27 protein-coding genes are annotated in these 23739 nt (G+C 47.0%); 19 read left to right on the top strand and 8 right to left on the bottom strand.

The annotated features are described in order from the left end of the window. Positions 1–30: 30 nt before the first annotated feature. From ACTRXF_RS09345 to ACTRXF_RS09310, 8 genes are all read left to right on the top strand, one after another. Complete coding sequence (locus ACTRXF_RS09345; protein WP_462865091.1) at positions 31–282, top strand: hypothetical protein; 252 nt, start codon at positions 31–33, stop codon at positions 280–282. 192 nt (positions 283–474) lie between these two features. After that, positions 475–927, top strand: coding sequence for a MarR family winged helix-turn-helix transcriptional regulator (locus tag ACTRXF_RS09340; protein ID WP_474278849.1), 453 nt, complete (start codon positions 475–477; stop codon positions 925–927). Between the two features lie 68 nt (positions 928–995). Further along, positions 996–1919, top strand: coding sequence for a ring-cleaving dioxygenase (locus ACTRXF_RS09335; protein WP_474278847.1), 924 nt, complete (start codon positions 996–998; stop codon positions 1917–1919). Between the two features lie 12 nt (positions 1920–1931). Continuing rightward, complete coding sequence (locus ACTRXF_RS09330; RefSeq protein WP_474262505.1) at positions 1932–2540, top strand: alpha/beta hydrolase; 609 nt, start codon at positions 1932–1934, stop codon at positions 2538–2540. Positions 2541–2672: 132 nt separating this feature from the next. Then, positions 2673–3290, top strand: coding sequence for an NAD(P)H:quinone oxidoreductase (wrbA, locus tag ACTRXF_RS09325; RefSeq protein ID WP_298788485.1), 618 nt, complete (start codon positions 2673–2675; stop codon positions 3288–3290). Between the two features lie 71 nt (positions 3291–3361). Further along, positions 3362–4348, top strand: a complete 987-nt coding sequence (locus ACTRXF_RS09320) for a ring-cleaving dioxygenase (protein WP_474262503.1) — start codon at positions 3362–3364, stop codon at positions 4346–4348. A gap of 248 nt (positions 4349–4596) precedes the next feature. Next, complete coding sequence (locus ACTRXF_RS09315; RefSeq protein ID WP_474278845.1) at positions 4597–4896, top strand: hypothetical protein; 300 nt, start codon at positions 4597–4599, stop codon at positions 4894–4896. 124 nt (positions 4897–5020) lie between these two features. Next, the gene (locus tag ACTRXF_RS09310) at positions 5021–5722 is read left to right on the top strand and encodes an SDR family NAD(P)-dependent oxidoreductase (protein WP_474278843.1); all 702 of its coding nucleotides are present in this window, start codon (positions 5021–5023) and stop codon (positions 5720–5722) included. A gap of 72 nt (positions 5723–5794) precedes the next feature. Here the strand turns inward: ACTRXF_RS09310 and ACTRXF_RS09305 are convergent, their stop codons facing one another. Next, a complete protein-coding gene (locus tag ACTRXF_RS09305; RefSeq protein WP_474278841.1) occupies positions 5795–6781 on the bottom strand; it encodes an alpha/beta hydrolase fold domain-containing protein in 987 nt (328 codons plus the stop codon). A 103-nt stretch (positions 6782–6884) separates the two neighbouring features. Beyond that, positions 6885–7886 (bottom strand): acyltransferase family protein, encoded by a 1002-nt coding sequence (locus tag ACTRXF_RS09300; RefSeq protein ID WP_474278839.1) that lies wholly within the window; start codon positions 7884–7886, stop codon positions 6885–6887. A gap of 217 nt (positions 7887–8103) precedes the next feature. Here ACTRXF_RS09300 and ACTRXF_RS09295 point away from each other — a divergent pair, with 217 nt between their 5' ends. The 4 genes from ACTRXF_RS09295 (at position 8104) to ACTRXF_RS09280 (ending at position 10342) form a co-directional block, all read left to right on the top strand. Beyond that, positions 8104–8415, top strand: a complete 312-nt coding sequence (locus ACTRXF_RS09295; RefSeq protein WP_462865071.1) for a hypothetical protein — start codon at positions 8104–8106, stop codon at positions 8413–8415. Positions 8416–8590: 175 nt separating this feature from the next. Next, complete coding sequence (locus tag ACTRXF_RS09290; RefSeq protein WP_322526122.1) at positions 8591–8899, top strand: hypothetical protein; 309 nt, start codon at positions 8591–8593, stop codon at positions 8897–8899. 124 nt (positions 8900–9023) lie between these two features. After that, positions 9024–9872, top strand: a complete 849-nt coding sequence (locus ACTRXF_RS09285; RefSeq protein WP_474278837.1) for a phosphotransferase family protein — start codon at positions 9024–9026, stop codon at positions 9870–9872. Continuing rightward, positions 9869–10342 (top strand): GNAT family N-acetyltransferase, encoded by a 474-nt coding sequence (locus ACTRXF_RS09280; protein ID WP_474262494.1) that lies wholly within the window; start codon positions 9869–9871, stop codon positions 10340–10342. Before ACTRXF_RS09285 ends, ACTRXF_RS09280 begins: the two co-directional genes overlap by 4 nt. A gap of 37 nt (positions 10343–10379) precedes the next feature. Here ACTRXF_RS09280 and ACTRXF_RS09275 read toward each other — a convergent pair whose 3' ends face one another. The 4 genes from ACTRXF_RS09275 to ACTRXF_RS09260 all read right to left on the bottom strand — a co-directional run bounded on the left by ACTRXF_RS09275 (position 10380) and on the right by ACTRXF_RS09260 (position 14450). Further along, positions 10380–11189, bottom strand: a complete 810-nt coding sequence (locus ACTRXF_RS09275) for an ABC transporter ATP-binding protein (RefSeq protein WP_474278835.1) — start codon at positions 11187–11189, stop codon at positions 10380–10382. A gap of 29 nt (positions 11190–11218) precedes the next feature. After that, positions 11219–12253 (bottom strand): FecCD family ABC transporter permease, encoded by a 1035-nt coding sequence (locus ACTRXF_RS09270; protein WP_474262492.1) that lies wholly within the window; start codon positions 12251–12253, stop codon positions 11219–11221. Continuing rightward, on the bottom strand, positions 12254–13294 hold the full coding sequence (locus ACTRXF_RS09265; RefSeq protein ID WP_474262491.1) for a FecCD family ABC transporter permease: 1041 nt from the start codon (positions 13292–13294) through the stop codon (positions 12254–12256). A 163-nt stretch (positions 13295–13457) separates the two neighbouring features. Beyond that, positions 13458–14450, bottom strand: a complete 993-nt coding sequence (locus tag ACTRXF_RS09260; protein WP_474262490.1) for a LacI family DNA-binding transcriptional regulator — start codon at positions 14448–14450, stop codon at positions 13458–13460. 267 nt (positions 14451–14717) lie between these two features. Between ACTRXF_RS09260 and ACTRXF_RS09255 the strand changes: the two genes are divergently transcribed. The 5 genes from ACTRXF_RS09255 (at position 14718) to ACTRXF_RS09235 (ending at position 20994) form a co-directional block, all read left to right on the top strand. Beyond that, positions 14718–15992: an ABC transporter substrate-binding protein gene (locus tag ACTRXF_RS09255; RefSeq protein WP_474262489.1), complete on the top strand. Its 1275-nt coding sequence runs from the start codon at positions 14718–14720 to the stop codon at positions 15990–15992. A 71-nt stretch (positions 15993–16063) separates the two neighbouring features. Further along, entirely contained in the window at positions 16064–16924 is an 861-nt protein-coding gene (locus tag ACTRXF_RS09250) for a carbohydrate ABC transporter permease (protein WP_474262488.1), read from the top strand. Between the two features lie 5 nt (positions 16925–16929). Further along, positions 16930–17751, top strand: a complete 822-nt coding sequence (locus tag ACTRXF_RS09245; RefSeq protein WP_474262586.1) for a carbohydrate ABC transporter permease — start codon at positions 16930–16932, stop codon at positions 17749–17751. A 46-nt stretch (positions 17752–17797) separates the two neighbouring features. Beyond that, positions 17798–19477 (top strand): glycoside hydrolase family 13 protein, encoded by a 1680-nt coding sequence (locus tag ACTRXF_RS09240; protein WP_474278833.1) that lies wholly within the window; start codon positions 17798–17800, stop codon positions 19475–19477. Next, complete coding sequence (locus ACTRXF_RS09235; RefSeq protein WP_474278831.1) at positions 19474–20994, top strand: glycoside hydrolase family 32 protein; 1521 nt, start codon at positions 19474–19476, stop codon at positions 20992–20994. The genes ACTRXF_RS09240 and ACTRXF_RS09235 overlap by 4 nt, the downstream gene beginning before the upstream one ends. A gap of 56 nt (positions 20995–21050) precedes the next feature. On the opposite strand, the gene ACTRXF_RS09230 is transcribed toward ACTRXF_RS09235, so the two are convergent. Beyond that, positions 21051–21959 carry a VOC family protein gene (locus ACTRXF_RS09230; protein WP_474278829.1) on the bottom strand — a complete coding sequence of 303 codons (909 nt, stop codon included), beginning with the start codon at positions 21957–21959 and terminating at the stop codon, positions 21051–21053. 243 nt (positions 21960–22202) lie between these two features. On the opposite strand from ACTRXF_RS09230, the gene ACTRXF_RS09225 reads away from it, so the two are divergent. Continuing rightward, on the top strand, positions 22203–22409 hold the full coding sequence (locus ACTRXF_RS09225) for a hypothetical protein (protein WP_474278827.1): 207 nt from the start codon (positions 22203–22205) through the stop codon (positions 22407–22409). A 1-nt stretch (position 22410) separates the two neighbouring features. Next, a complete protein-coding gene (locus ACTRXF_RS09220; RefSeq protein ID WP_474278825.1) occupies positions 22411–22983 on the top strand; it encodes a Fic/DOC family protein in 573 nt (190 codons plus the stop codon). A gap of 34 nt (positions 22984–23017) precedes the next feature. Here the strand turns inward: ACTRXF_RS09220 and ACTRXF_RS09215 are convergent, their stop codons facing one another. Continuing rightward, on the bottom strand, positions 23018–23653 hold the full coding sequence (locus ACTRXF_RS09215; RefSeq protein ID WP_474278823.1) for a YitT family protein: 636 nt from the start codon (positions 23651–23653) through the stop codon (positions 23018–23020). Between the last annotated feature and the right edge of the window lie 86 nt (positions 23654–23739).

Below are 23739 nucleotides of genomic sequence, written 5' to 3'. Positions count from 1 at the left end.
AGCAGACCGTAAGAAAAGGGAGGTTTTCTAATGACCGAAATTACGTTCAAGCCAGAAAAAGGCACACACACTACGAAAAGCAGCGACGGTCATAACATTCAGTACACGATCAATTTCGTGGAAAAAAATAACGAACGGGCTGTACACGTGAATTACGAAACGAAGGACCGGCTTACACCGCAGGCTGGAACAGTACTATTTGAAATGGGACAAACAACGATAGAGCAGCGTGGAGTTGTTTTTAATTTAGATGGTACGCTTGAAAAAGGAGAAAACGAATAAACCGGCTGAAAAATCAGCCGGTTTTATTTATTTAAAAGGAAAAATGATTACAACTAAGGGCGTTTTTTAATCAGCAAAGCCATGCTGCTCCTTAAACAAACGAGCTTTTTCTTAAAATACTCGTTTCCTTCTTGACACATAAAAAAACAAAGCGTAATATTATCTTTAATTAAAGATAATTGAATTGAGGATATGATGAGCATGAGCAATCCTAAGAGCGGGCAGGACCTCGCTTTAAAATCATTAGTCGTGTTATCAAGAGCCAATCATGCAGTAGAAGAAAAAATAAGGGAGGATATACGTGCACATGGTTTGAATCCTACCGAATTTGCTGTGCTTGAGCTTTTGTATCACAAAGGAGAACAGGCCATTCAGCGCATCGGAGAAAAAATTCTGCTGTCGAGTGGAAGCATGACCTACGTTATTGATAAACTCGAAAAGAAAGAATATCTTTTTCGGACCCGGTGTCCGGAAGACCGGAGAATTATTAATGTACGTATTACAGAAGAAGGCTCTGTCTTGATGGATGAGATCTTCCCTCGTCACCAGGCAGCTATTCAGGAGATGTTCAGTGTACTTGATGACCAGGAAAAAGAAACATTTATAGCTATGCTGAAAAAATTAGGTCTCTCTCTCGAAAAATAATTTTTTTTACGTTAATATCTTGAATTAAAGATATATGGTTTCGAAATAATAGTGAAGAGAGGATGAATATGAAGAAAAAAACTGCTGGTATTCATCACATTACGGCTATCGTAGAAAGTCCAAAAGAAAATATCGCCTTTTATTCAGAAGTTCTTGGTTTAAGGCTTGTTAAGAAAACCGTGAATTTTGATGATCCCGGCACGTATCATCTGTATTTTGGTGACAGTGAAGGTTCGCCGGGCACCATTATGACGTTTTTCCCCTGGAATCAGAAACGTAGAGGCCGGACTGGCAGCGGCCAGGTGGATACCACAGTGTTTGCTGTCCCTTCCGGGAGTATTACCTTCTGGAAAGAACGCCTCACCGCTCTCGGGGTGAAAGTCGAACAATTCGGAAGATATAACGAGACGTACCTTCGCTTTCAGGACCCACACGGCCTTCATCTAGAGCTGACGGAACGTCCGCCGGCGGGGAACAGTTCTTCCAGGGTGCCTGATGGTTACGCTATACAGGGATTTGCCGGGGCGGTACTGAATTCCGGGGCACCTCACCACACAGCTGATCTTCTCGGGCAGGTGATGGGAATGAAGTATGTGGGACAGGAGGGGACGTATCTCCGTTTCCAGACCGAAGCTCCTTTCGGGAATACCATTGAGATCAGTACAGCACCCGTTCCGAGGGGAGAACTCGGGACAGGTACTGTGCACCATATAGCTTTCCGGGCTCAGGACGACGCGGACCAGCTCGAATGGCAGCAGCATATGACGGCCCGTGGCTACGCAACTACGGAAGTGAAGGACCGTGATTATTTCAAAGCCATCTATTTCCGGGAGCATGGTGGTCTGTTGTTTGAGATTGCGACCGATCCCCCGGGGTTTACCCGGGACGAGCCGTTCGAACAGCTGGGACAGGAATTGAAGCTGCCGGTCTGGCTGGAGCCAAGGCGGGAGCAGATTGAAGCGTCACTGGAACCGGTGCATGCATCAGAATAAAGGAGGATTATAGTGAAACACATTTTTCAGCAGGGAACTGACCAGAGCAAACCAACATTCATGCTTCTTCACGGGACAGGGGGAACAGAAAACGATCTATTACCGGTGGCGGGAATGATAGATGATTCCGCTTCGGTGCTTGGGGTGCGCGGAAATATTACGGAAAATGGCATGCCAAGATTCTTTAAACGATTGGCCGAAGGCGTGTTTGATGAAGAAGATTTAATGAAACAGACGGAGGAGCTTTATGGATTTATAGATACCGCTTCTGCAGAGCATTCCTTTGACCGGAAGAACGTGGTGGCTGTTGGGTATTCCAATGGCGCCAACATTGCTGCGAACCTGCTCTTTCATTACGAAGAGCCGGTAAAAGGGGCGGCTCTTTTTCATCCGATGGTGCCCCGCCGAGGCATACAGCTTCCGGATTTAACAGGCCTGCCTGTGTTTATAGGAGCGGGAAAAAATGACCCGATCTGCCGCCCGGAAGAAACAGAGGAACTGGCGAAAATGCTTGAAGCAGCTGGTGCTGAAGTCACCCTGCATTGGGAGGCCGGCGGCCATCAGCTGACAAGAGAAGAAGTGGAGCAGGCGGCTGCCTGGTATAAACGCTCGGTACTTTAACTTAATTGACTCTCGTGTGTGAATGGAGCACGCATCCTTATACCAGAAAGCATGCAGGAATAAAAGAAATGGTGGTGCACGAAAGTGGGACTATTTGATTTTTTGAAACAAAATACAAGGAGCGATGAAGCAATGGAAAACGTAAAAGTAGCAGTCATTTATTACAGCGCAACAGGCACAAACTATACAATGGGACAATGGGCCGTGGAAGGCGCAGAGGCAGCCGGGGCGGAAGCGAAGCTCGTCCGTGTTCCGGAGCTTGCTCCTGACGAAGCGGTACATGCAAACCCGGCGTGGAAGCAGCATCTCGAAGATACCTCCCACATTCCTGAGGCCACACTTGCTGATCTGGAATGGGCAGATGCCTTTATTTTCAGTATGCCGACGCGTTTTGGCAACCTGCCGGCGCAGATGAAGCAGTTTATTGATACTACCGGCGGCCTGTGGATGAATGGTCAGTTGGTCAATAAAGTTGTAAGTGGCATGTCCTCCGCCCAGAACCCACATGGCGGACAGGAAGCCACAGTGAAAAACCTATATACGACGATGATGCACTGGGGAGCCATTATCGCTTCTCCGGGCTACACAGATCCAGTCACGTTCGCTTCCGGCGGCAACCCTTATGGAACGAGTGTAACGGTCGACCAGGAGGGCAACATGCAGGAAGACATTGAAGAAGCCGTCAAGCATCAGGCGAAGCGTACAGTGACAGTAGCTTCATGGGTGAAAAAAGGTATGGAGCAGCAGTAGTCAAAAAGGGGCGCACGCGCCCCTTTTATATGGAATTTAATAAAGCATTAGGAACAAAGGAGGAACGCAGGGTGGAAGGAATCAGAGGACTGCACCACGTAACAGCTATTACGAGCAGTGCAGAAAAAAATTATGAGTTCTTTACGTACGTATTAGGCATGAGGCTTATCAAAAAAACCGTCAATCAGGACGATATTCAGACGTATCATTTGTTTTTTGCTGATGATGAAGGAAATGCCGGCACAGATATGACTTTTTTTGATTTTCCAGGTATCCCTAAAGGCACACATGGCACAAACGAGATCGCGCGAACATCGTTCCGGGTGCCAAGTGATGAGGCTCTGGCATATTGGGAAAAACGATTTGACCGAAAAGATGTTAAGCACCAGGGTATTTACGAGCGCTTTGGCAAAAAACGTCTCCCATTCGTTGATTTTGATGAACAGCAGTATGAACTTGTTTCTGATGAAAATAATGAAGGAGTGCCGGCAGGAAAGCCGTGGAAAAGCGGTCCTATCCCAGATGAGTACGCGATTACGGGGCTTGGGCCCATTTATGTCCGTATCGATAACATTGACTATTTTAAAGAAATGATGGAGCGAGTGCTCATGTTTAAAGAAATCGGACATGACGGCTCATTTCGTTTATTTGAGGTCGGAGAAGGAGGAAACGGCGCCCAGGTGATCGTCGAATACAATGCGGTTCTTCCGCCGGCACGTCAGGGCTACGGCACTGTGCATCACTCGGCATTCCGGGTGAAGGATCGCGAGGAACTCGACGCCTGGATCCAGCGAATGGCGGATTTCCGCTTCCGTACATCTGGGTACGTGAACCGGCATTATTTTGAATCACTTTACTCTCAGGTGGCACCACAGATTTTATTTGAATTTGCGACGGATGGACCGGGATTCATGGGAGATGAACCATATGAGACCCTCGGAGAAAATCTCGCCCTGCCGCCGATGCTCGAGCCGCAGCGCGAACAGATCGAGGCGTCTGTGCGGCCGATTGATACAGTAAGAAGCACGAAAACATTTGAAAAAGAATACAATGACTAAGTCAACGCCTTCGGCCTCCGGGCTGGAGGTTTTTTTATGAATCATCTTTGCCTGAAAAATGGAAAGTATAGTAAGCTGGTAAAAAGAAGTCAGAACGCATCTCCATGCAGGATAAAAACGGAAAATCAATTCCAGTTGTGCGGCTGAAGCTTCAATTAAAGGAAGAAATCGATGCCGATCTATACCGTTACCTGCATAGTGATTAGAAGCTAAAATTCTGCTAGCTGATTTAATTAGGAGGAAATGTCATGTGCGGCAGTTCATACCCGGCAGTTCAAAAAAGTGGGAAAATAAAAAAGTTCAGCATTGCAGCGTTAGGTATACTTGCTACGCAGTGGACGCTGTTTCTTACAGGTTTTTATACTATACTGCCTCAGGCTGCAGTGGAAAAAATATTCATTTCTGTCTGGGTGGTTTCCGCCGGCGTAGGTTTTATTGGCGCTGCATGGGAGTGGAGAAATAACCAGAGATTTTCAGGGGTGCTGCTGATGCTTGCTGTTTTAAATAGCTTTTTCGCCTGGGCGGCCCATGGCCTGGGAAGTATGTAAAACAGCTTGCTGTTTTCAGATTTAACGTACATGGAATATATCTATTTTATTACCCTGCTTCCCGGACTAGGCTGCTCTTCCTTCGGGTATAGGGGAGCATGTAGACTGGGAGGAGGAGTATATAATGAAAAAGAACGCCCTGGTGACTGGCGGGAATCGCGGTATTGGACTGGAAGCCTGCCGGCAGTTAGCTCAAAGCGGCTTCAAAGTATGGCTTGGAGCAAGAGACGGAAATGCGGGCAGGGAAGCAGCAAAAGCATTACAGGACGAAGACCTCGACGTGCAGTTTATTGCACTCGATGTCGGTCTCCCTGATATGGTGGAGGCGGTGAAAAAACACATTCTGGACGAAGACGGAAAACTCGATGTGCTTGTAAATAACGCCGGAATTTTTCCGGATCAAAAGCAGTCTATCGTTGATATTGAACCAGAAACGTTCGAAGACATTCAATTAACAAATTATTTCGGACCGTTTTTTACGATGAGGAGCTTTATGCCCTCCATGCTCGAAGCAGGCTATGGACGTATCGTAAATATAGCTGCTGAAATCGGAGTTTCCGGCACTATGGATGCCCCGATGGGTGGCGCGTATAAATCCTCTAAATATGGATTAAATGCTCTGACACGGCTGTTCGCCGGAGCGGTACGGAAAAAAGATGTAAAAGTGAATTCGGTCAGCCCGGGATGGGTACAGACTGATTTGGGCGGAGAAAAAGCTAAGCGGAAGCCGGCTGAAGCAATGGAAGGTATTTTGTGGCTTGCCCAGCTTGACGAAGATGGACCAAACGGAAAGTTTTTCCGTGATAAGGACGAACTGGATTTTTAAAGCAGGCGCACCTCCCGGAGTGCGTTTTTTTATTGAAAAAATTCTATCATTAACCACAAAAATACCTCCACCTTAATTTGTGGTGGAGGTATCCTCTGCATCGTCGTTAATGATGTTAACTATCTGCTGTGTGGCCCGGCGGCCTTCATCGGTGTCCTGGAGCTGAAACACATGAGGCATTTCCGGATACTCATAGTAGTTGATGGGAATGTTTTTCTCGTCGGTAATCTCAGAAAACTTCCGGGCATCCGCAAGAAACAATTCATGAGTGCCAACAATTAAAGTCATATCTCCAAGTCCGGTCATATCTCCATAAATCGGACTTACCATCGGATTTCTCAAATCGGCGTCTCCGGCATAGGAAGCTCCGGCGTTCAGCAGCCATTCCAGATCAAGAAAAGGATCTACCGAAGTTAAATCCTGGATGCCGGGATTTGTCATGCTGACGTCAAGCCACGGAGAAAGCATGATAATATCTCCCGGCTGTTCGATGCCCTGGCGGTTTAGCTCCTGGGCAAGTGCAAGAGCCAGTCCCCCGCCGGCGGAGTCCCCCATAATGATAATATTTTCAGCTTCTGTGTTTTCAAGTGTCTGCGTATAGAGAGGCACCAGCTTTTCGAAGGTCTCTTCATATTGATGCTGCGGGGCTTTCGGGTAAACAGGGAGCATTACCGTACTGTCAGTCTGATCCTGCACTCCTGCAAGCCACTGAAAATGACGGGGGTTCGGCTGACTGACATAGCCGCCCCCGTGCAGATAAATGATTTTCTTTTCTGCGGGCTGTTCGTTATCGAGTACATAGTTGTCCATGCCGTTTAATGTCATTTTTTCGTAATCGTAACGGGCCTCAGTTTCTTCGGGAAGCTGGTACTCCGGCCTGTCCGGATAAGGCCCGTCTTTGCCGGTTGAGCCGTCAGCAAGGTTTGTCACTACGGACATTACCGAGCGGTCCTCGTGCCAGCTTGTGTAGAGGATAAACGCAGAAAATCCTGCAGCGAAAAGACCCAAAAGGCTTAAAATCCAGTATTGTAATTTTCTCTTTGGTGTTTGTCTTTTCATGCACCGACCTTCCTTAAAAGTTGCTTCGTGAGAGCCAATACGTATTATCTTAACACAGGTATTTGATTGTTTACAGTTTTCGGTCCAGAAGGAGGCCGGGGTGTTATTTGCCGATAAGAAATGGCGCTTTGTTTTTAATTAAATATACGAATGGCACACTGATGATAAGCGTAACTACAGTAAACATAATTCCCCATAAAGAAGTAATAGGCATAGGATTGCCTTCAATACCGAAGCCGTATTGAAGCGTGATACGAATGATGGCGAAAATCATAAAATGTAAAGCGAAAATGATCAGTGAGTTCTGTCCCAAATAACTGAGGATGCGGCTTTTTCCTGCCAGACGAAAGCTTAAAAATAAAATACCCGCAATGCCGAGCAGAGAAGTGGAAATGAATATAGGAATAGACTCGTATTCCCCGGAGCGCATGTCGATCCGGTTCGTAAATTGAATGAGCGGATAAATCAAACTCAGTGTTACGGCCGCCGCCACCCAGCCGAAGGAGTGTTCGAATATTTTTGTGTGGGCCTTTAATAAATAACCGAGTCCGAAAAACAATACAGCAACAGTAGCTACTTGAATGCTCCAGGGGAGCATGGAGTCAAACCAGCGTGTGGAAAAATATCCTGCCGCAGCGACAGCAACAATGCTGATAACGCGGACAATGTTCCACGGCACATATTTGAGCAGCAGGTAAAAGCCAACCTCGACGACAAACAGGCAGGTCAAAAACCATATAGCCGGATTGTAGGTGAGCAGGTAGTTGTCTCCGGCAGAGTAAAAGATACCAAGAGCGGGAATAATAGCGTCAACGTCATCTTTACCCAGAAGAGGACGCTCGAGAAAAAACCAGAATGTATATGTAATGATGGAAAAGGTAAAATAAGGTATAAGCAGTGAACGGCCTTTTTTCCTGGCGAAATCGACCGGCCGAAGATCAGTATAACTGCCTTTAAATGTAACCCCGGATAAAAGAAAGAACAAAGGCATATGAAAGGCGAAAATATACTGGCGTAGAATATCATCAATAGGAGCGTGCCCGAGGACAACGAGAATTATGCCGAGACCTTTGGCAATATTCACCCATTCAAAGTGCTGATTCATCATTATCACCTGCGTCAACTGTTAATTTTAGTGTCAGAAATGCTGAAAGATACAGCATATCACGGAGGAAAAGCGATAACTATCGCAAATGTATGTAAAAAAGTAAAATGAACTGTTTTCAAAAAGCAATATACTATGTCACATACCCTGTATACTGCCATTGTATACGACGAACTGAAGCAATACCGCAAATAACCGCAGAAAGGGGTCTAACCTCATGCAGGAATTCCGTCTCACAAAAATAAAGCTCGAACATTCAGCGAAAACGATCAATATTTCACGGGGATCGCTGACTATTTATGACGATGAAGCCAGTATATGGTATGCCGAGATTGAACAGCCTTCAGAGTTGGAATTATTACATGAATGGAAGAAAAAAGATACAGAAGAGGAAGTGGTTTTTTTCACTGATGGCCACAGCGCAAGAATCGGCTTCGCTAAAGTCACCAGAGTAACAGAAAGCAGCTCGGGAGTGAGTGTGAGCTTTAAAGGAAGTGGAGAACTGAGGCTCCTGGGAAGTAAACAGTAATAAAAATACCTGTGGGACTGAATGAGCGCTTATACCGGCTGCCCTGCACACAGTTGAAAGATAGAAAAGCATGTAAGCGCTTTAAATCACTTTTAAAATGTGTGAAAATAGGGAAAACAATAAAACACAGACCCGGAGTAGAAGTCTTTGGAACTCATTAAGGGGGGCGTTACCGATGAAGGAGTATCGCTTAACGAGATTGAAGTTTGAACACGCACAAACACCATTGACGTTCGATAAAGGACTTTTAACTGTATATGATTACGAGCCGGCAGAAGTGTGGTATGTAGAGCTTGAAAACCCTCATCATATCGAGCTGTTTGAAGAAATGTATGAGAACTGTGATGTACGCAGCATGATTTTTTATACAGAACGAAACAGTGCACGGATTGGCAAAGCGAACATTACCAGGGTATTAAAAAGCGACGGGAAGGTAAGCGTCAGTATTAAGGGCGAAGAAGCATTAAAGCTTGTAGGAAGTTAAACAGCCGGTGCCCGGGAAATGTCCCGGGTCTTTTTTTGCTCCTTGGGTAAAAAATGGTTCTGGAAGGGCCTGAAAGGGAAAGAAAAAAGCAAAACACAGAGAATGACAGAATGGAAGATGACACATGCTGATAGATATAAAAAAGGAATGGGAAAAAATCATTGGCCCGTTCGCGAGCGAACGTTTGACGGGAGGGTTCAGCCACCACACCTTTTTGGTTACCCAGACGTCGGGACAGCGTGTATTGAAAATTGAGAAAGGACGCGGCAGTTATCTGCGCAGGGAGTATGAAGTGCTCGAACAGCTGCAGGGCGGATCCTTTCTCCCGGCTCCAGCGGGCTGTCTGGATTCAGAGGGCTATTTTTCATTTATGCAAAGCTATCACCGCGGAGAAAATATCTCTAAACTGCCGCCTCACTCTTCCCTCTGGCTTGAAGCCTATAAAAAGCTTGCTGCCGTGCTTGCTTCTGAGGTACACAGCCGTTCCGGGAAGGTTCGGGAGTATGACCGGAATGCGGAGCCTTTGCAGCTGGGTATAGATACGCTGCCTCCACGGGGCATGCATCAGCAGGCTGTAGAAGCCTGGGAGGCACGGACACCTGGGGAAATTACGTTTGTTCACGGAGATGCGGGGCCGCACAATATGATTCTGAACGAAAACCATAGAGCAGTCCTGATCGATTGGGAGTGGGCCGGATGGAACGATCCGATGATAGACATCAGCTGGGCATTATGGAACGCAGCATTCCACGCCCCTGAAAGGTACAGAGAACTCCGTCGTGCATTTTTAGAAACGTACGTAAATATTCGTACAATGAAGATTACAGATGAAAACATTAAAGCCTATAGTCTTGCTGTGATTTACCGGGCGCTTGGCCGGGTAAAACGTTCTCCGGAAGCTATTCAGCGCCGATGGATCAAACGACTGGAATGGACATTGACCAGCAATTGGGAAAAGGGGGAAACGCTGTGAACATTCAACCAATGAAAGAAATTGACTGGCAGAAGAAAAAGGATTTTTTTGCCACCTGCTGGGAAACAAATGAAATGCATGTTAATAATCAAACGTATGTACTGCCGGAGCTTGAAGGATTCTGTGTCCAGGAGGAGGGTGTTCTTGCCGCAGCGATTACTTATACATACGAAGGCAGCATCGGTTTAATTGTGTCTCTGGACAGTATAATTGAGAAACAGGGACATGCGAGCCGTCTGCTAATGTATACAGAAGAGTATTTAAAAAAAGCGGGAGTGAAAGACCTGCGAGTCGTCATTACAAATGAGAATGAATACGCGCTTCGTTTTTACCGGCGCCGGGGGTTTCAGCTGGCGAGTGTACATGTTGATGCTGCGAGGAGAGCCCGGGAGGATAAGCCCTCCATCCCGCTTGTCGGTGTGAACGGAATAACTATCCGGGATGAGTGGCATTTGAGGAAATGGTTATAGCAAAAGAGAGCCGGCATAATAATGCACGGCTCTCTTTTTAGGATCCAAATATTGGGGAGGCTGCCTGTTCCTCGCATAAATTATAAGGAAGACAGAGTGGCATTCCGGAACGGGGATCTTTAATAATATCGCTTTTAATGCCAAACACTTTTTCGATAATTCCTGCTTCCATCACCTCGTGAGGAGTGCCGGTCTTTACAACATTACCGTGTTTGATGGCAACAATATGGTGAGCGTAGCGGCTGGCATGATTCAAATCATGCACGACCATTACGATTGTCCGGTGCTCCTGAACATTTAGTTTTTCAAGAATGTTCAGCACTTCCATCTGATGGGCCATATCAAGAAAGGTGGTAGGCTCATCCAGGAACAGGGTGTCGGTTTCCTGTGCCAGAGCCATGGCAATCCATGCCCGCTGGCGCTGCCCGCCGGATAAATGATCAATTGGGCGGTTGGCAAATTCGCGCATGCCGGTGATTTCAATTGCCCAGCCGATCATTTCTTTATCATGGGCTTTTAAGGAACCAAAACCGCGCTGATGGGGGGCCCGCCCGTATGTTACAAGCTCCGTAACCGTTAAGCCCTGCGGCGCTTCAGGGTTTTGGGGAAGAATGGCCATCTGTTTGGCGAGTTCTTTTGTTTTTTGGCTGTGAATGGAGCTGCCGTTTAAGTAAACGACACCCTTCGAGGGCTTCATCAGCCTGGACAGGGCCTTTAGAATGGTAGACTTTCCGGAACCATTTGCGCCGACGAGCGCAGTAATTTTACCAGAAGGAATCTCAATATTTAAATCGTTTACGATTGTCTGCTGATCATAACCAATATGGAGTTGATCTGTTTCGATCATCAAATAAACATCCTTTCAGGGTGATAAAGTTAGACATTGCTTCTGGCAAGCAGGTATAGGAAATAAGGAGCGCCAATAACGGCAACGACAATCCCTGCATGAATTTCCGAAGGTTGAATGATAGTGCGGCCGAGTGTGTCCGCAAACAAAAGCAGAAGACCTCCGAGAAGCGCCGAGGCAGGGAGAGCCAGCGCATGATTGGGGCCGATCAGCCTCCGTGCTATATGAGGAGCAATCAGTCCGACAAAGCCAATGCCGCCGCTGACAGAAACAGCCGATGCCGCAAGCGCCACTGACGCGAAGGTAAGTAAAAGACGCTCTTTTTCCACCCGGAGGCCGAGCCCTTTTGCCATCTGTTCGCCGAATGTGAGAGTATCGAGCGCGCGCCACCGGTAGTAAATGAAAATCGATAAAATAATAAACCAGGGAAGAAACGAATATACATAAGGCCAGGTGGACCCGTAAATTCTTCCAGCCAGCCATATAGCGACAAAGTCAAACTGCTCCGGCTGCAAACGCAGCATGAGAACGGTCATCAGTGCATTCAGCCCGGCAGCTACTGCGATGCCAGTCAGTATCATTCTCATCGGTACGAGGCCGAGCTGCCGGTCGTAGGCAAGAATATAAATTAATGCCGCAGCCAGCAGGCCGCCAAAAAGCGCGAATACCGGAAGTAGATACGGAGAAGCGGCGTCAATCGAGCTGAAAAACGAAATATATAAAACTACAAACAAACCGGCTCCAGTAGTAATACCGAGAATACCCGGATCGGCCAGACTGTTACGGGAGATTCCCTGCAGTACGCATCCTGAAACGGCAAGAGCCGCTCCGACAAGAAGCGCGATAACGATCCGGGGAAGACGGAACTGAAATAGGACGAGGTTCTGGTTGCTGTCGCCAAACCCGAAGAGCGTCTTTAACACTTCAAACGGTCCCAGCGGGGTAACACCGGAATTCATGCTGAACAGCAGTACGATAAATATTAGAATGGCGAGGAAGCTGAATACGAAAATGCGCCGTCGGCGGCGCTTTCGTTCCCATTCGCCGGAAAATATAGAATGCATTTAGAGCTCCCTCCTCTCGCGGCGCGCAATGTATAAAAAGAACGGCACACCGATAAGCGCGAATAAAGAGCCGAGAGGGGTTTCGTACGGCGGATTAATAATCCGGGCACCGATATCGGCGAGCGACATAAAAATCCCGCCCACGACGATTGAGCACGGAATGATAGCCCGGTAGTCGACTCCTACGAAAAACCGGACAACGTGAGGAATAACGAGGCCGACAAATCCAATAGGACCCGCAATAGACACGGCAATGCCGGCGAGAAACAAAACGGCAAGTGTGCAGAGTAATTTGATCAGGCCGACACGCTGCCCAAGACCCGAAGCGATATCATCCCCAAGGCTTAAAATAGTGACAGACCTCGATAGGGCGACTGCAAATACAAGCGCTCCCCCCATCCACGGGAGGGCTGGCAGCAGCTGTTCCCACCGGACGCCGGACAGTCCGCCGGCATACCAGAAAGCAATATCCTGGCTGAGATCAAAGTGAATGGCAATGCCTTCACTTAACGCAGTGAACAGGGCGTTAATCGCCGCCCCGGCAAGTACCATACGAAGAGGCGTCAGGCCGATGCGTGAAAGCGAAGCAATGCCAAAAATCAGTCCCATGCTGATCGCCGCGCCTAAAAAAGAAAAAACGATCAGCAGGTTATAAGAAAGGCCCGGCAGAAATGCAAAACAGACTGCCACCATAAAAATTGAACCTGCGTTGATGCCGAGAATCCCGGATTCGGCCAGTGGATTTCTTGTCATTCCCTGCATAATGGCTCCGGCTACGGCGAAGCAGGCGCCGACAATAATATCTGCGATAGCCCTTGGAAGACGAAGCTCACGGATCACGACGTGATCATTCAGGGAAGCGTCATAGTGAAACAATGCGTTCCAAACAGTACCAATTTCCACGTCTGCAGCGCCGACAGAAATCGAAAGCAAAAAAATAAATCCAAGTATAGGAAGGCCGGCAATAAACATTAGTACAGCTGTTACAGGACGTGAAGTAATATCGTCTTTATAGGTGGAGGGTTCCGTTTGTTGACGCATTTTTATCCTCTTTCAACATTAAAAAGTCATTCAGTAGTGATAATCATTATCAATCAATATTTATCATATCAGCTGAATTTCTTTCTGTCCATGTTTTCCTATACAAGCAGAGCAAATAAAACAACTTCCGCCTTTTCCAAGAGGGAAGTTGTTTTATTATTTTTCAGGTAGTGTCACCTTTAATCAACTGAACGTCGAGGACGATGTTTTGATTATGCTTTCGGTCATCCTGCCGTTCAATATTATTGATTAAGGAAAACGCAAGCGATTCTCCCAATTTATCGAGTGGCTGCTGAATGGTAGTCAGCCTGGGTGTCTGCAGCATACGGGTGAAGCTGTGATTGTCATAGCCGATAATTTTCAGTTCATCAGGTACATGGATATGATGTCTTGAGGCATAAACATATAACGCGTAAGCGAGCAGATCGTTACTGCAGAAGATGCCGTCATAATTTTTAAGAACAGTACTGATCTGTTCTTCAATAAATTTATAATTATCTTCAAAGGTCGCTTCAATATAGGCACCTTCGATACTCCTATAAGCGACGCCTGCTTTCATAGCTGTTAATTCAAAGGCGTCCTTGCGCCGGTTGGCAAGCAGGTCGTATTCGAGCGGTCCCGAAATATGAAGGATTTTTTTGCACCCGCTCTCAATGAGGTGTCTGGTGGCAATCTCTCCGCCTTGATAGTTATCACTGGCGACATAGGGAATAGAAGGGGAAATCACGCGGTCAAAGGAGATAACCGGCATTTCTTCATGTTCATATTTTTCGGTAGACAATGTATGACTGCATACAATAATACCGTCCGCCCGGTTCTGGCGGAGCATATTTATATAATTGGCTTCCTTTTCGGCATCGTGCAGAGAATTACAGACGATGATTTTGTAATGCCGGCCAATTGCGTAAGCTTCAATTTCATTAATCAGTTCAGAAAAGAATGGATGTGCCAGGTCCGGCACAATTACGCCGATTAACCCCGAACGGCTGCGCTGCAGCGACCGGGCGATCTGGTTCGGCTGGTAATCAAGATCCTTCATAGCTTTTTCCACCCGGTTTCTTGTTTCTTTTCCAATATAGCCGCGGTTGTTCATAACTCTTGAAACAGTGGTCACGGAAACCCCGGATAATTTTGCGACATCTTTGATGCTGGACATAGGCACCTTCTCTCCCTCAAACAAACATTCTTCTAATTCTATTATAACTTATTTCACAAGGGCATCTTTTATGAAAACGTTAACTTATAATTTATAATTAAATAATCTATTAAAAATGCTTATTTGTAAAGGCTTTAATGAAAATAAAAACAGTGAAGGAGAATAATATGACTTATTTTTATGAAAACGTTTGACATATAATTTTAAATACGTATAATGCAACTTGAAAGCACTTACAAAAAATGAACGCCTAAGGGAGTGTGCACCGTGAAAAAACCTGCCCTCTGTTTAATCGCTTTTTCAGCTTTAGGACTTAGCGGCTGCTCGTTTGAATCGTTTGGAGCAGATGATGACCGTACAGAAGTAGAAATCATGACGGGAAAAGTAGAAATTAACGATGCCTTTGAAGAACTGGCCAGGGAATACGAAGAAGAAAATCCGGATGTGAATATTCAAATTACAAGCGTAGGCGGAGGATCAGACTATCTGGGCACGCTGAAATCTCGTTTTTCTTCGGGAGATGCACCGGATGTATTTAGCGTAGCTGGTCCCAGGGAACTGCAGCAGTTTGATCAGTATGTGAAGGATTTATCGGACACCGAGTCAGCTGAAACAGCTCTTGATGGCACTCTGGAGCAGGTAAGTGAAGGAAACGAAGTGTACGGACTGCCGTTCAACTACGAAGGCTATGGACTGATTTATAATAAACGTATTTTTGAAGAGGCCGGAGTTAATGCTGATGACATTCAGACATATGAAGATTTAGAAGCAGCGGTACAGACAATGGACAGCCAAAAAGAAGAGCTTGGTATTGACGGAGTATTCGCTTTTCCAGGAAAAGAATCCTGGGTCATTGGCGGCGATCTTGGCAACGCTTATCTGTCGCCTGAATTTAATGAAAGCGGTACAGAAGCATATGAGGCAGAAACAGTAGATTTCGAACGCGAAGATGAGTATCAGCGGATGTTTGATTTACAGGCGGAATATTCGATTACTCCGGTTCTCAGCATGACCTATGCCCAGCAGGTGGAGGAATATTTTGCCCAGGGTGATACCGCGATCATCCAGCAGGGGAACTGGGTGTATCCGTCGCTTGCTCAGGCAGATGAAGAGTTTGCGAACGAAGATATAGGCATGATGCCGATTCCGGTGGAAGGGCATGAAGGAGAAATACCGGTCGGCGTCCCGAACTATTGGGCAGTAAACAAGGATAACGATGATCAAAGCATCCAGGAAGCAGAGGCGTTTCTGGACTGGATGAACAATTCTGAAACCGGCAAAGATGCTGTCTTAAATGACTTTAACTTTGTACCGGCCTATGAAGATTACGATACATCGCAAATTTCCGATCCCTTATCCCAGCAAGTAAACGAAAGCATTCAGAACGATGAAACACTGAACTGGATTAAACTGAGCTATCCAAATGCATGGGATGGTTTCCTCGGCTCTCAAATGCAGCGCTACTTAAGCGGTGATTATACGTGGGACGAAGCGATAGAAGCTTCGAAGGAAGAATGGAAAGAAGAACGTTCGACAGAATAGAGCGGTAAAAACCGGTAATTTCATAAAGAATATATAAAAGATACATTATGAGCAATGTCAGGAGGAGTACGATGAATGATCGGAGTTTAGCATATTGGTTATTTTTGGCCCCAGTACTCATTGCCCTCGGAGCAGTGGTTGTTCTCCCGTTTTTATACGGATTCGGTTTGTCGTTTACCAATTGGAATGGGGTGTCCATCAGCAGCTTCGTCGGACTGGAAAACTACATCAGCCTTTTTCAGGACGGTGAGTTCCGCAACGCCTTTTGGTTCACACTTTTATTTGCCGTCGCGACAGTCATATTGCTGAATATTTTTGGTCTCGGTCTTGCTTTGCTCGTGACCAGAAGCTTAAAAAGCAGCAATCTGCTTAGGACTGTTTTCTTTATGCCGAATCTGATTGGCGGCTTGATTCTTGGCTTCATCTGGCAGTTCATTTTCGTTAACGTGTTCAGTGAAATAGGAACGGCTTTAAATATTGAAGCGATGCAGGGGTGGCTTTCTACGACCGCCACCGGATTCTGGGGGCTTGTGATTCTTACCGCCTGGCAGATGTCCGGATATATCATGGTTATCTATATTGCTTATCTGCAGAGCATTCCCGGTGATTTGATTGAAGCTTCAAAAATCGACGGGGCAGGGGCTTTTGAACGCTTCAAAAGTATATTGTTTCCGCTGCTCGCCCCAGCCTTTACGGTCAGCATGTTTTTAACGCTTTCGACTGGTTTTAAGCTTTATGACCAGAATCTGTCACTGACAAATGGCGGCCCGTTCGACTCAACCCAGATGCTTGCCATGGACATCGTGAGGACGGCATTCGTCGAAAACGATATGGCTTATGCCCAGGGTAAAGCTGTGATTTTCTTTATTATCGTAACGGCGATTGCACTCGCCCAGGTTTACTACAACAAACGCCGGGAGGTTGAAATGTAATGAGTATGACCAAAGCCGAAAAACGCAGACTGGTGCCGCTTGAAATTGTGGGAATAGTCCTTGGAGTGCTATGGTTAATTCCTTTTTATCTGATGCTTACCAACGCTTTTAAAACACCGGACGGAATTTTTGAAAGCGTTATGGCTCTGCCTGGCACCTTTGTATGGCAGAATTTCATTACGGCCTTTCAGGAGCTCGAGTTTCTAAAATCCTTATTTAATTCTGTTATGATTACCGGTGTGAGCATCGCCGTGATTGTTATATTTTCCTCGATGGCAGCCTATGCGCTCGCCCGGAATCCGAGCAGGCTCAGCACGACGCTGCTGTTTGTATTCGTGGCCGCTATGCTTATTCCGTTTCAGTCCGTAATGATTCCTCTTACATCGATCTTCGGTCAGGTGAACCTGCTGAACGGAGCCGGCCTGATTTTTATGTATCTTGGTTTTGGTTCGAGTCTGGCTATATTTTTATACCACGGGGCGCTCAAAAGCATTCCAAAATCGATGGATGAAGCAGCAATTATTGACGGAGCCAATCGTTTTCAAATGTTTTGGTTTGTTATCTTTCCGCTGTTAAAACCGATCACAGTAACTGTTGCCATTTTAAATGTTATCTGGATCTGGAACGATTATTTGCTGCCGTCACTGGTGCTCGGCCAGGACAATGCAACAATTCCGCTGAAAATGTTCTATTTCTTCGGCCAGTATACGACTCAGTGGCATTTGGCACTCGCCGGTCTTGTGCTTGCAGTGGTTCCAGTTATTATTTTCTACTTTATAGCTCAAAAACAAATTATCGAAGGAGTTTCGGAAGGCGCGGTGAAATAAAAAGCCGCAATACTACCATTTTTATTTACAGAGGGGCGTATGAACAATGGAGCAGACATGGTGGAAGGAAACGGTCGTCTACCAAATTTACCCGAGAAGCTTTATGGATGCAGACGGGGACGGGATTGGCGATATCGCTGGAATTATTTCGAAGCTCGACTATCTGCAGGAACTTGGTATCGGGGTGATATGGGTATGTCCGGTATATGCCTCGCCTAATGACGACAATGGATACGACATTAGTGATTATCAGGCGATTATGCCGGAGTTTGGGACGATTGAGGATTTTGACAGGCTGCTCGGGGAAGTGCATCAGCGGGGAATGCGCCTGATCATGGATCTGGTCATTAACCATACGTCCGATGAGCATCCATGGTTTGTGGAGTCTCGTTCTTCCAAAGAGAGTGAATACCGGAACTACTACATCTGGCGGCAGCCGGAAAATGGCGCGGAGCCAAATAATTGGGGGTCCATTTTTGAAGGGTCGGCCTGGGAATGGGACGAGGGTACCAAAGAGTATTTTCTGCACATCTTCTCCCGTAAGCAGCCGGACCTGAACTGGGAAAACCCGGATGTCCGCCGTGATCTGTACGATATGGTCAACTGGTGGCTCGATAAAGGAATTGATGGATTTCGCATAGATGCTATTTCCCATATTAAAAAGAAACCCGGCCTGCCGGACGTACCAAATCCGAATAATGAAGACTATCCGCCTTCATTCGACGGTCATTTAAACCAGCCAGGCATTCAGGCATACCTTGAGGAACTGAAGAAAGAAACGTTCGACCATTACGATATTATGACTGTCGGAGAAGCCAACGGAGTAACAATTGAAGAAGCGGACGCATGGGTTGGGGAGACAAACGGCAAATTTAATATGATCTTTCAATTTGACCACGTTGATTTATGGGGAAAAGGAGGCGACAGCCGGCCGGACATTTTTGCGTTGAAAGAAATTTTTGCTAAGTGGCAGAAGGGGTTGGACGGTATCGGCTGGAACGCTTTGTTTTTAGAGAATCATGACCTGCCGCGTTCAGTATCTACATGGGGGGACGCAGATAACTATTGGTATGAAACGGCCACGGGGCTTGCAACGATGTACTTTTTCATGCAGGGAACCCCGTTTATTTATCAGGGGCAGGAGATCGGTATGACCAACGTCGAATTCCCATCCATTGAAGATTATAATGATATTGCCATTCGGAACCTTTACCATAAGGAACGTCAGGCAGGAACGCCGCACGAAAATATTATGAAAATGATCTGGAAGACCGGCCGTGACAACTCCCGCACCCCGATGCAGTGGGACAGCATTCCGTCCGCCGGCTTTACGACAGGCACGCCCTGGCTGAAGGTTAATCCGAATTATTCTACGATTAACGTCGAACAGGAAAAAAAGAGATCCCCGTCTGTATTTACTTACTATCAAACATTAATACGGCTGCGTCAGAAATGGAAAACGCTTGTATACGGCTCATTTGACCTTGCGCTTCCGGACCACCCGCAGGTTATGGCGTATATAAGAATTCTTGAGGGTACCAGAATGCTTATTATGGTGAATCTTTACGATACTAAAACAAGCTGTGAGCTCCCCGGGGAATTTGCAGTCCAGGCTCCGGACCTGATATTAAATAATTACGGAGATACCCGGGCAGAGGGGATAAAGGAAATCACCCTGCGGCCGTTTGAAGCTGTCGTTTACGCTTTAGGGGGTGCCGGTACATGAATCATCAGCAGCAAATAAACGAAGCAGTGAAAGGCATTGCATCCATACAAAAGAAAAACAAAAAGAAGTACTGGCGTCCCGCCTTTCATATTACGGCGCCTGTATCTTGGATGAACGATCCTAACGGCTTCAGTATGTTTAAGGGTGAATATCATTTGTTTTATCAGTATCACCCGTACTCACCGGAATGGGATAACATGCACTGGGGCCATGTTAAAAGCCCGGACCTTGTCCATTGGGAGCATCTTCCGCCCGCGCTGGCGCCAAGCGAACCATATGATATGGATGGCTGCTTTTCGGGAAGTGCCTTGGAGGCGGCCGGACAGTTAGTCTTAATGTATACAGGTAATGTGTGGACGGGCCCGGACCCGGATGAAGACTTAAAGCAGGTTCAGTGTCTAGCCACAAGTTCAGATGGTCTCCGGTTTGAAAAGCACGTTCTAAATCCTGTTATATCAGAAGCCCCTGCAGGAGGAGTACATCCGAATCATTTCCGGGATCCAAAAGTGTGGAGAGAAAATGATTATTATTATGCAGTGCTTGGCTCCCGGACAGAAGATAACGTCGGCCAGGTGCTTCTTTACCGGTCAGAAGACCTTCTGGATTGGGAATTCGTGAACATACTGGCAGCAGGCCGGGGAAATATGGGATATATGTGGGAATGTCCGGATCTTTTCCGGCTTGACGGCTTTGACGTGCTTGTGATGTCCCCGCAGGGCGTGCTCCCGGAAGGGGAAAGGTATCATAATCTGCACCAGGCGGTGTTTGCCGTAGGTGACCTGAACCTCGAGGAGGGAACGTTTGATTTTGACGTGTTCCACCCGCTCGATCATGGTTTTGATTTTTACGCCCCGCAGACAACGCTGGACCGCTTTGGGCGCAGAATCGTTATCGGATGGTTTGCGATGTGGGAAAGTGATATGCCGGAAAAAGAAGAATTGTGGGCTGGTGCGATGAGCCTGCCGCGCGTTTTGTCCTGTGAAGCGGGCCTATGGAAAAGCCGGCCTCTGCCGGAATTGGCAGACCTGCGCGGAGAAGAAGTGAAACACCGCGGCGTCATCATTGAAGATGAAGGACAGATGGAAGGTGTCGAAGGAAACTGTCTGGAGCTTCAGGTTGTTATAGATCCGCTAAAGGCAGAAGAATGTGGTTTGGACATTCTCGCAAATGAAGGTACAGGGGAAAAAACGAAGCTTGTATATAATACACACGAGCAAAAAATAACGCTTGATCGTGAAAAGTCCGGCAGGGGACCCGGAGGAACAAGAACGACAGACGTTGCTCTGGAAAAAGGCCTCTTGTATCTGCATATTTTTATCGATCACTCCACGGTAGAAGTATTTATGCAGGACGGGGAAAAGGTGATGAGTGCCCGCGTTTACCCGGCAGAAGCTTCTACCGGCATCCGCTTTTTCAGTGACAGGACAGTAGAGCTGGTTGAAATACGGAAATGGGAGCTTTCAAAAAGTATATCGGCCGCAGCATTTGATATGCAGCTGTTATCAAAAAATGAATAATAAAAGCAGCCGTATTTTTAGATGCGGCTGCTTTTTATCGTGCGCACTGCGAAAGGTTATTCAGTCAGCTGGACTATCTTAGCAGAAGACAGGGCGGTATTCGGGGAATTTACGGTAAGGCATACGACAATGCCCGAAGGATCGGTAACGTAAAAAGCATGTTTTTCGCGGTGAAAAGGATAACCGGCGGCCTCCAGCCTGTCGGCAACAGAATTCAGAGCCCGGTCAGAGGGAAGCACAAGTGTGTACATATCGATGCCGGTATTTCGTATAGATGCTTTAGGAGCCTGTGCTCCTGCCCATGGATTAAGCCCGATATGGTGATGATAGCCGCCGGCAGCAATAAAAAAAGCAGGGAATTTCTGCGGGTCGGCGGTCAGTACAAGTCCAAGCACTTCTACATAAAAATGATAAGCCTCCTCCATGTCGTGCACGTGAAGATGAACATGTCCCATCACAGTTCCGGCAGGAATACCGTGCCACTGCGTATTTTTTCCCGCCTGAAGCAGCTGTTGTTCATGAAGGGGCTCCACGGTCATGTGCACAAATCCGTTGCTGTCATATAGCCATTCTGTTCGGGGGCGGTCACGGTAAACCTCGATACCGTTTCCGTCCGGATCAGTCAGATAGAGAGCTTCGCTGACACTGTGATCAGAGGCTCCGAACCGCTCACCAGTGCTGTGCAGATGACGGATGAAAGCTCCCAGAGACGCACGGTCCGGAAGAAGAACAGCAAAGTGGTACAGCCCGGCATATGTGCGCGGGGGAGTGATCGAACCCTCCACTTCCCGAAGCATGACGAGAGGGAGTTCGTCTGACGGCACGCCGAGAACTGCGGCAGAAGATGAGCGTCTGAGTATCCGGAGGCCGATCACGTTTTCGTAATAAGCAGCGGCCCGTCCGATATCCTGCACGCGGAGCTGCACAGGCCCGACAGAAACAGCGGGATCAATCACATTAGTCATGCGTAAACACTCCTCTAATTTTTATTATAGTATGCAGGTGTATGTAGAGTTCATCATACTAGGAAAAGGCTCAGGCATGGAAGTACCCACTTTAAAGTGGTATAGTATCCCAAACGATACTAACGAAGGCCGCACCTGAAAAACCGCTCAAAAAAAGGATTTTCTTTCACCCTTGGCAGGAGAGAGCGGGAGGAAACGAGAAGAAAGCAAAATAGTTTCATTACAGGCAGGGGAGGGCAAACAATGCATGAAAAACACGGCTTTTCCGCAGTGGACAAATACGATTTCCCGGATACGCCCGAAGAACAGGAGCTTAAGAACGCGATTGTTTCTGCAGAAGTAGAAGGTTTTGTTTTTTCAGAAAAAGATATCGAAGCCGTGCGGAAGCTTCGCGACGGGCAAATGACGATTAAAGAAGTGACAGCTTCTGTAGCGGAAGGGCGTTTATAATATGAGCGAATCCTATTACACGTATGGAGACAGCGGAGTGCTTATAAACAAAATGAATTTTCGGGAAGCAGCCAAGGCAGAGAAAATCGAGCAGATTATTACAACGTACCGTCTGCAGCAGATGATGACGGCAAAAAAGGTGCTTGGCTCCTTTGACGAAGAGCATATACGGCGTATTCACCGGCGGCTGTTTTCTGATGTATACGCCTGGGCTGGAGAATTTCGGACGGTGGATCTTGCTAAAGGAAGAACATCCTTTCTGCCTGCAGCATTTATCGACAGAGGTCTGCGTCATCTAAGAGACTCCGTCCAGGAAAAAAATAAACTGACGTACAGAGACAGAGAAGCTTTCGCCGAAGCCTTTGCCCCAGTTTATAATGACCTTAATCACATTCATCCATTCCGTGAAGGAAATGGCAGAACACAGCGGGAGTTCGTTCGCCAAATTGCCTGGCACCATGGCTTTGACATGAAGTACACGCCGCTTCAGCAGGAAAAGCTGTTTGAAGCTTCTGTGGCTGATGATGAAAAGAAAGCAGCTGCAGCACTGGCGGAGGGCCTGACTGAAAGCTGAAAAAGCAGCCTCCCACGGGGAAGCTGCTTTTGATTTATTGTTTTTCGATCAGTGCACCCTGGCGTGAGGAACGGGGCTTCGCTTTAGGAACGGGCCTTGAAGCGGCGATCTTTCCTTTAGCTATGCTGAGCACAAAAGCAGTAACAATAATGGATAGTGTGGAATAAGCGCCTGCGATTAAACCGACAGAAGCAAGCCCAACGGCTACAGCGAGTACATCAAAGGATAAATTGACTTTGCCGGGATTCCACTGGAGCCGGCGCTGAAGAAATAATGCGAGAATGTTAGCGCCGCCGAGCGAGGTGTTGTTCATAAATAGTATCGATATGCCCGCGCCTATGCTGACACCGCCGAAAATGGCTCCAGCAGCCGGATGGATGCTGAAAGCAGGAAGAAAGTAACTCAGGCTTGTCAGCGCGGAAAGCAGAGACACTGCGGCGATTGTATTCAGCGTGAATTTCCATCCCATATGCACAACAGAAAACACATAAAATGGCAGGTTAATGATAAAAAATACAGCTGAAAAAGACAGCGGCAGGATGTAAGTCAAGCCGAGCGCCAGGCCTGCCGTGCCTCCGGTGACTAAATCAGCGTGCTGGAGCAGAGTAATGCCGAAGGCAGCTAACAAACATCCGGCCAGGACTTGTAGTATGTTGGTTATGTTTATCAACGGTCGTCTCCCCTTCAACAATAGGATACTTCTAGTATAAGGAAAAAGATTCCAAGGTTGAATAATTATATGAAGGATAATAAGCT

Source organism: Marinococcus sp. LNHM3E3-2.2 (genome assembly GCF_056034385.1).
The sequence above is the reverse complement of the archived record's forward strand: the minus strand, read 5'-3'. Positions and strand labels throughout refer to the sequence as shown.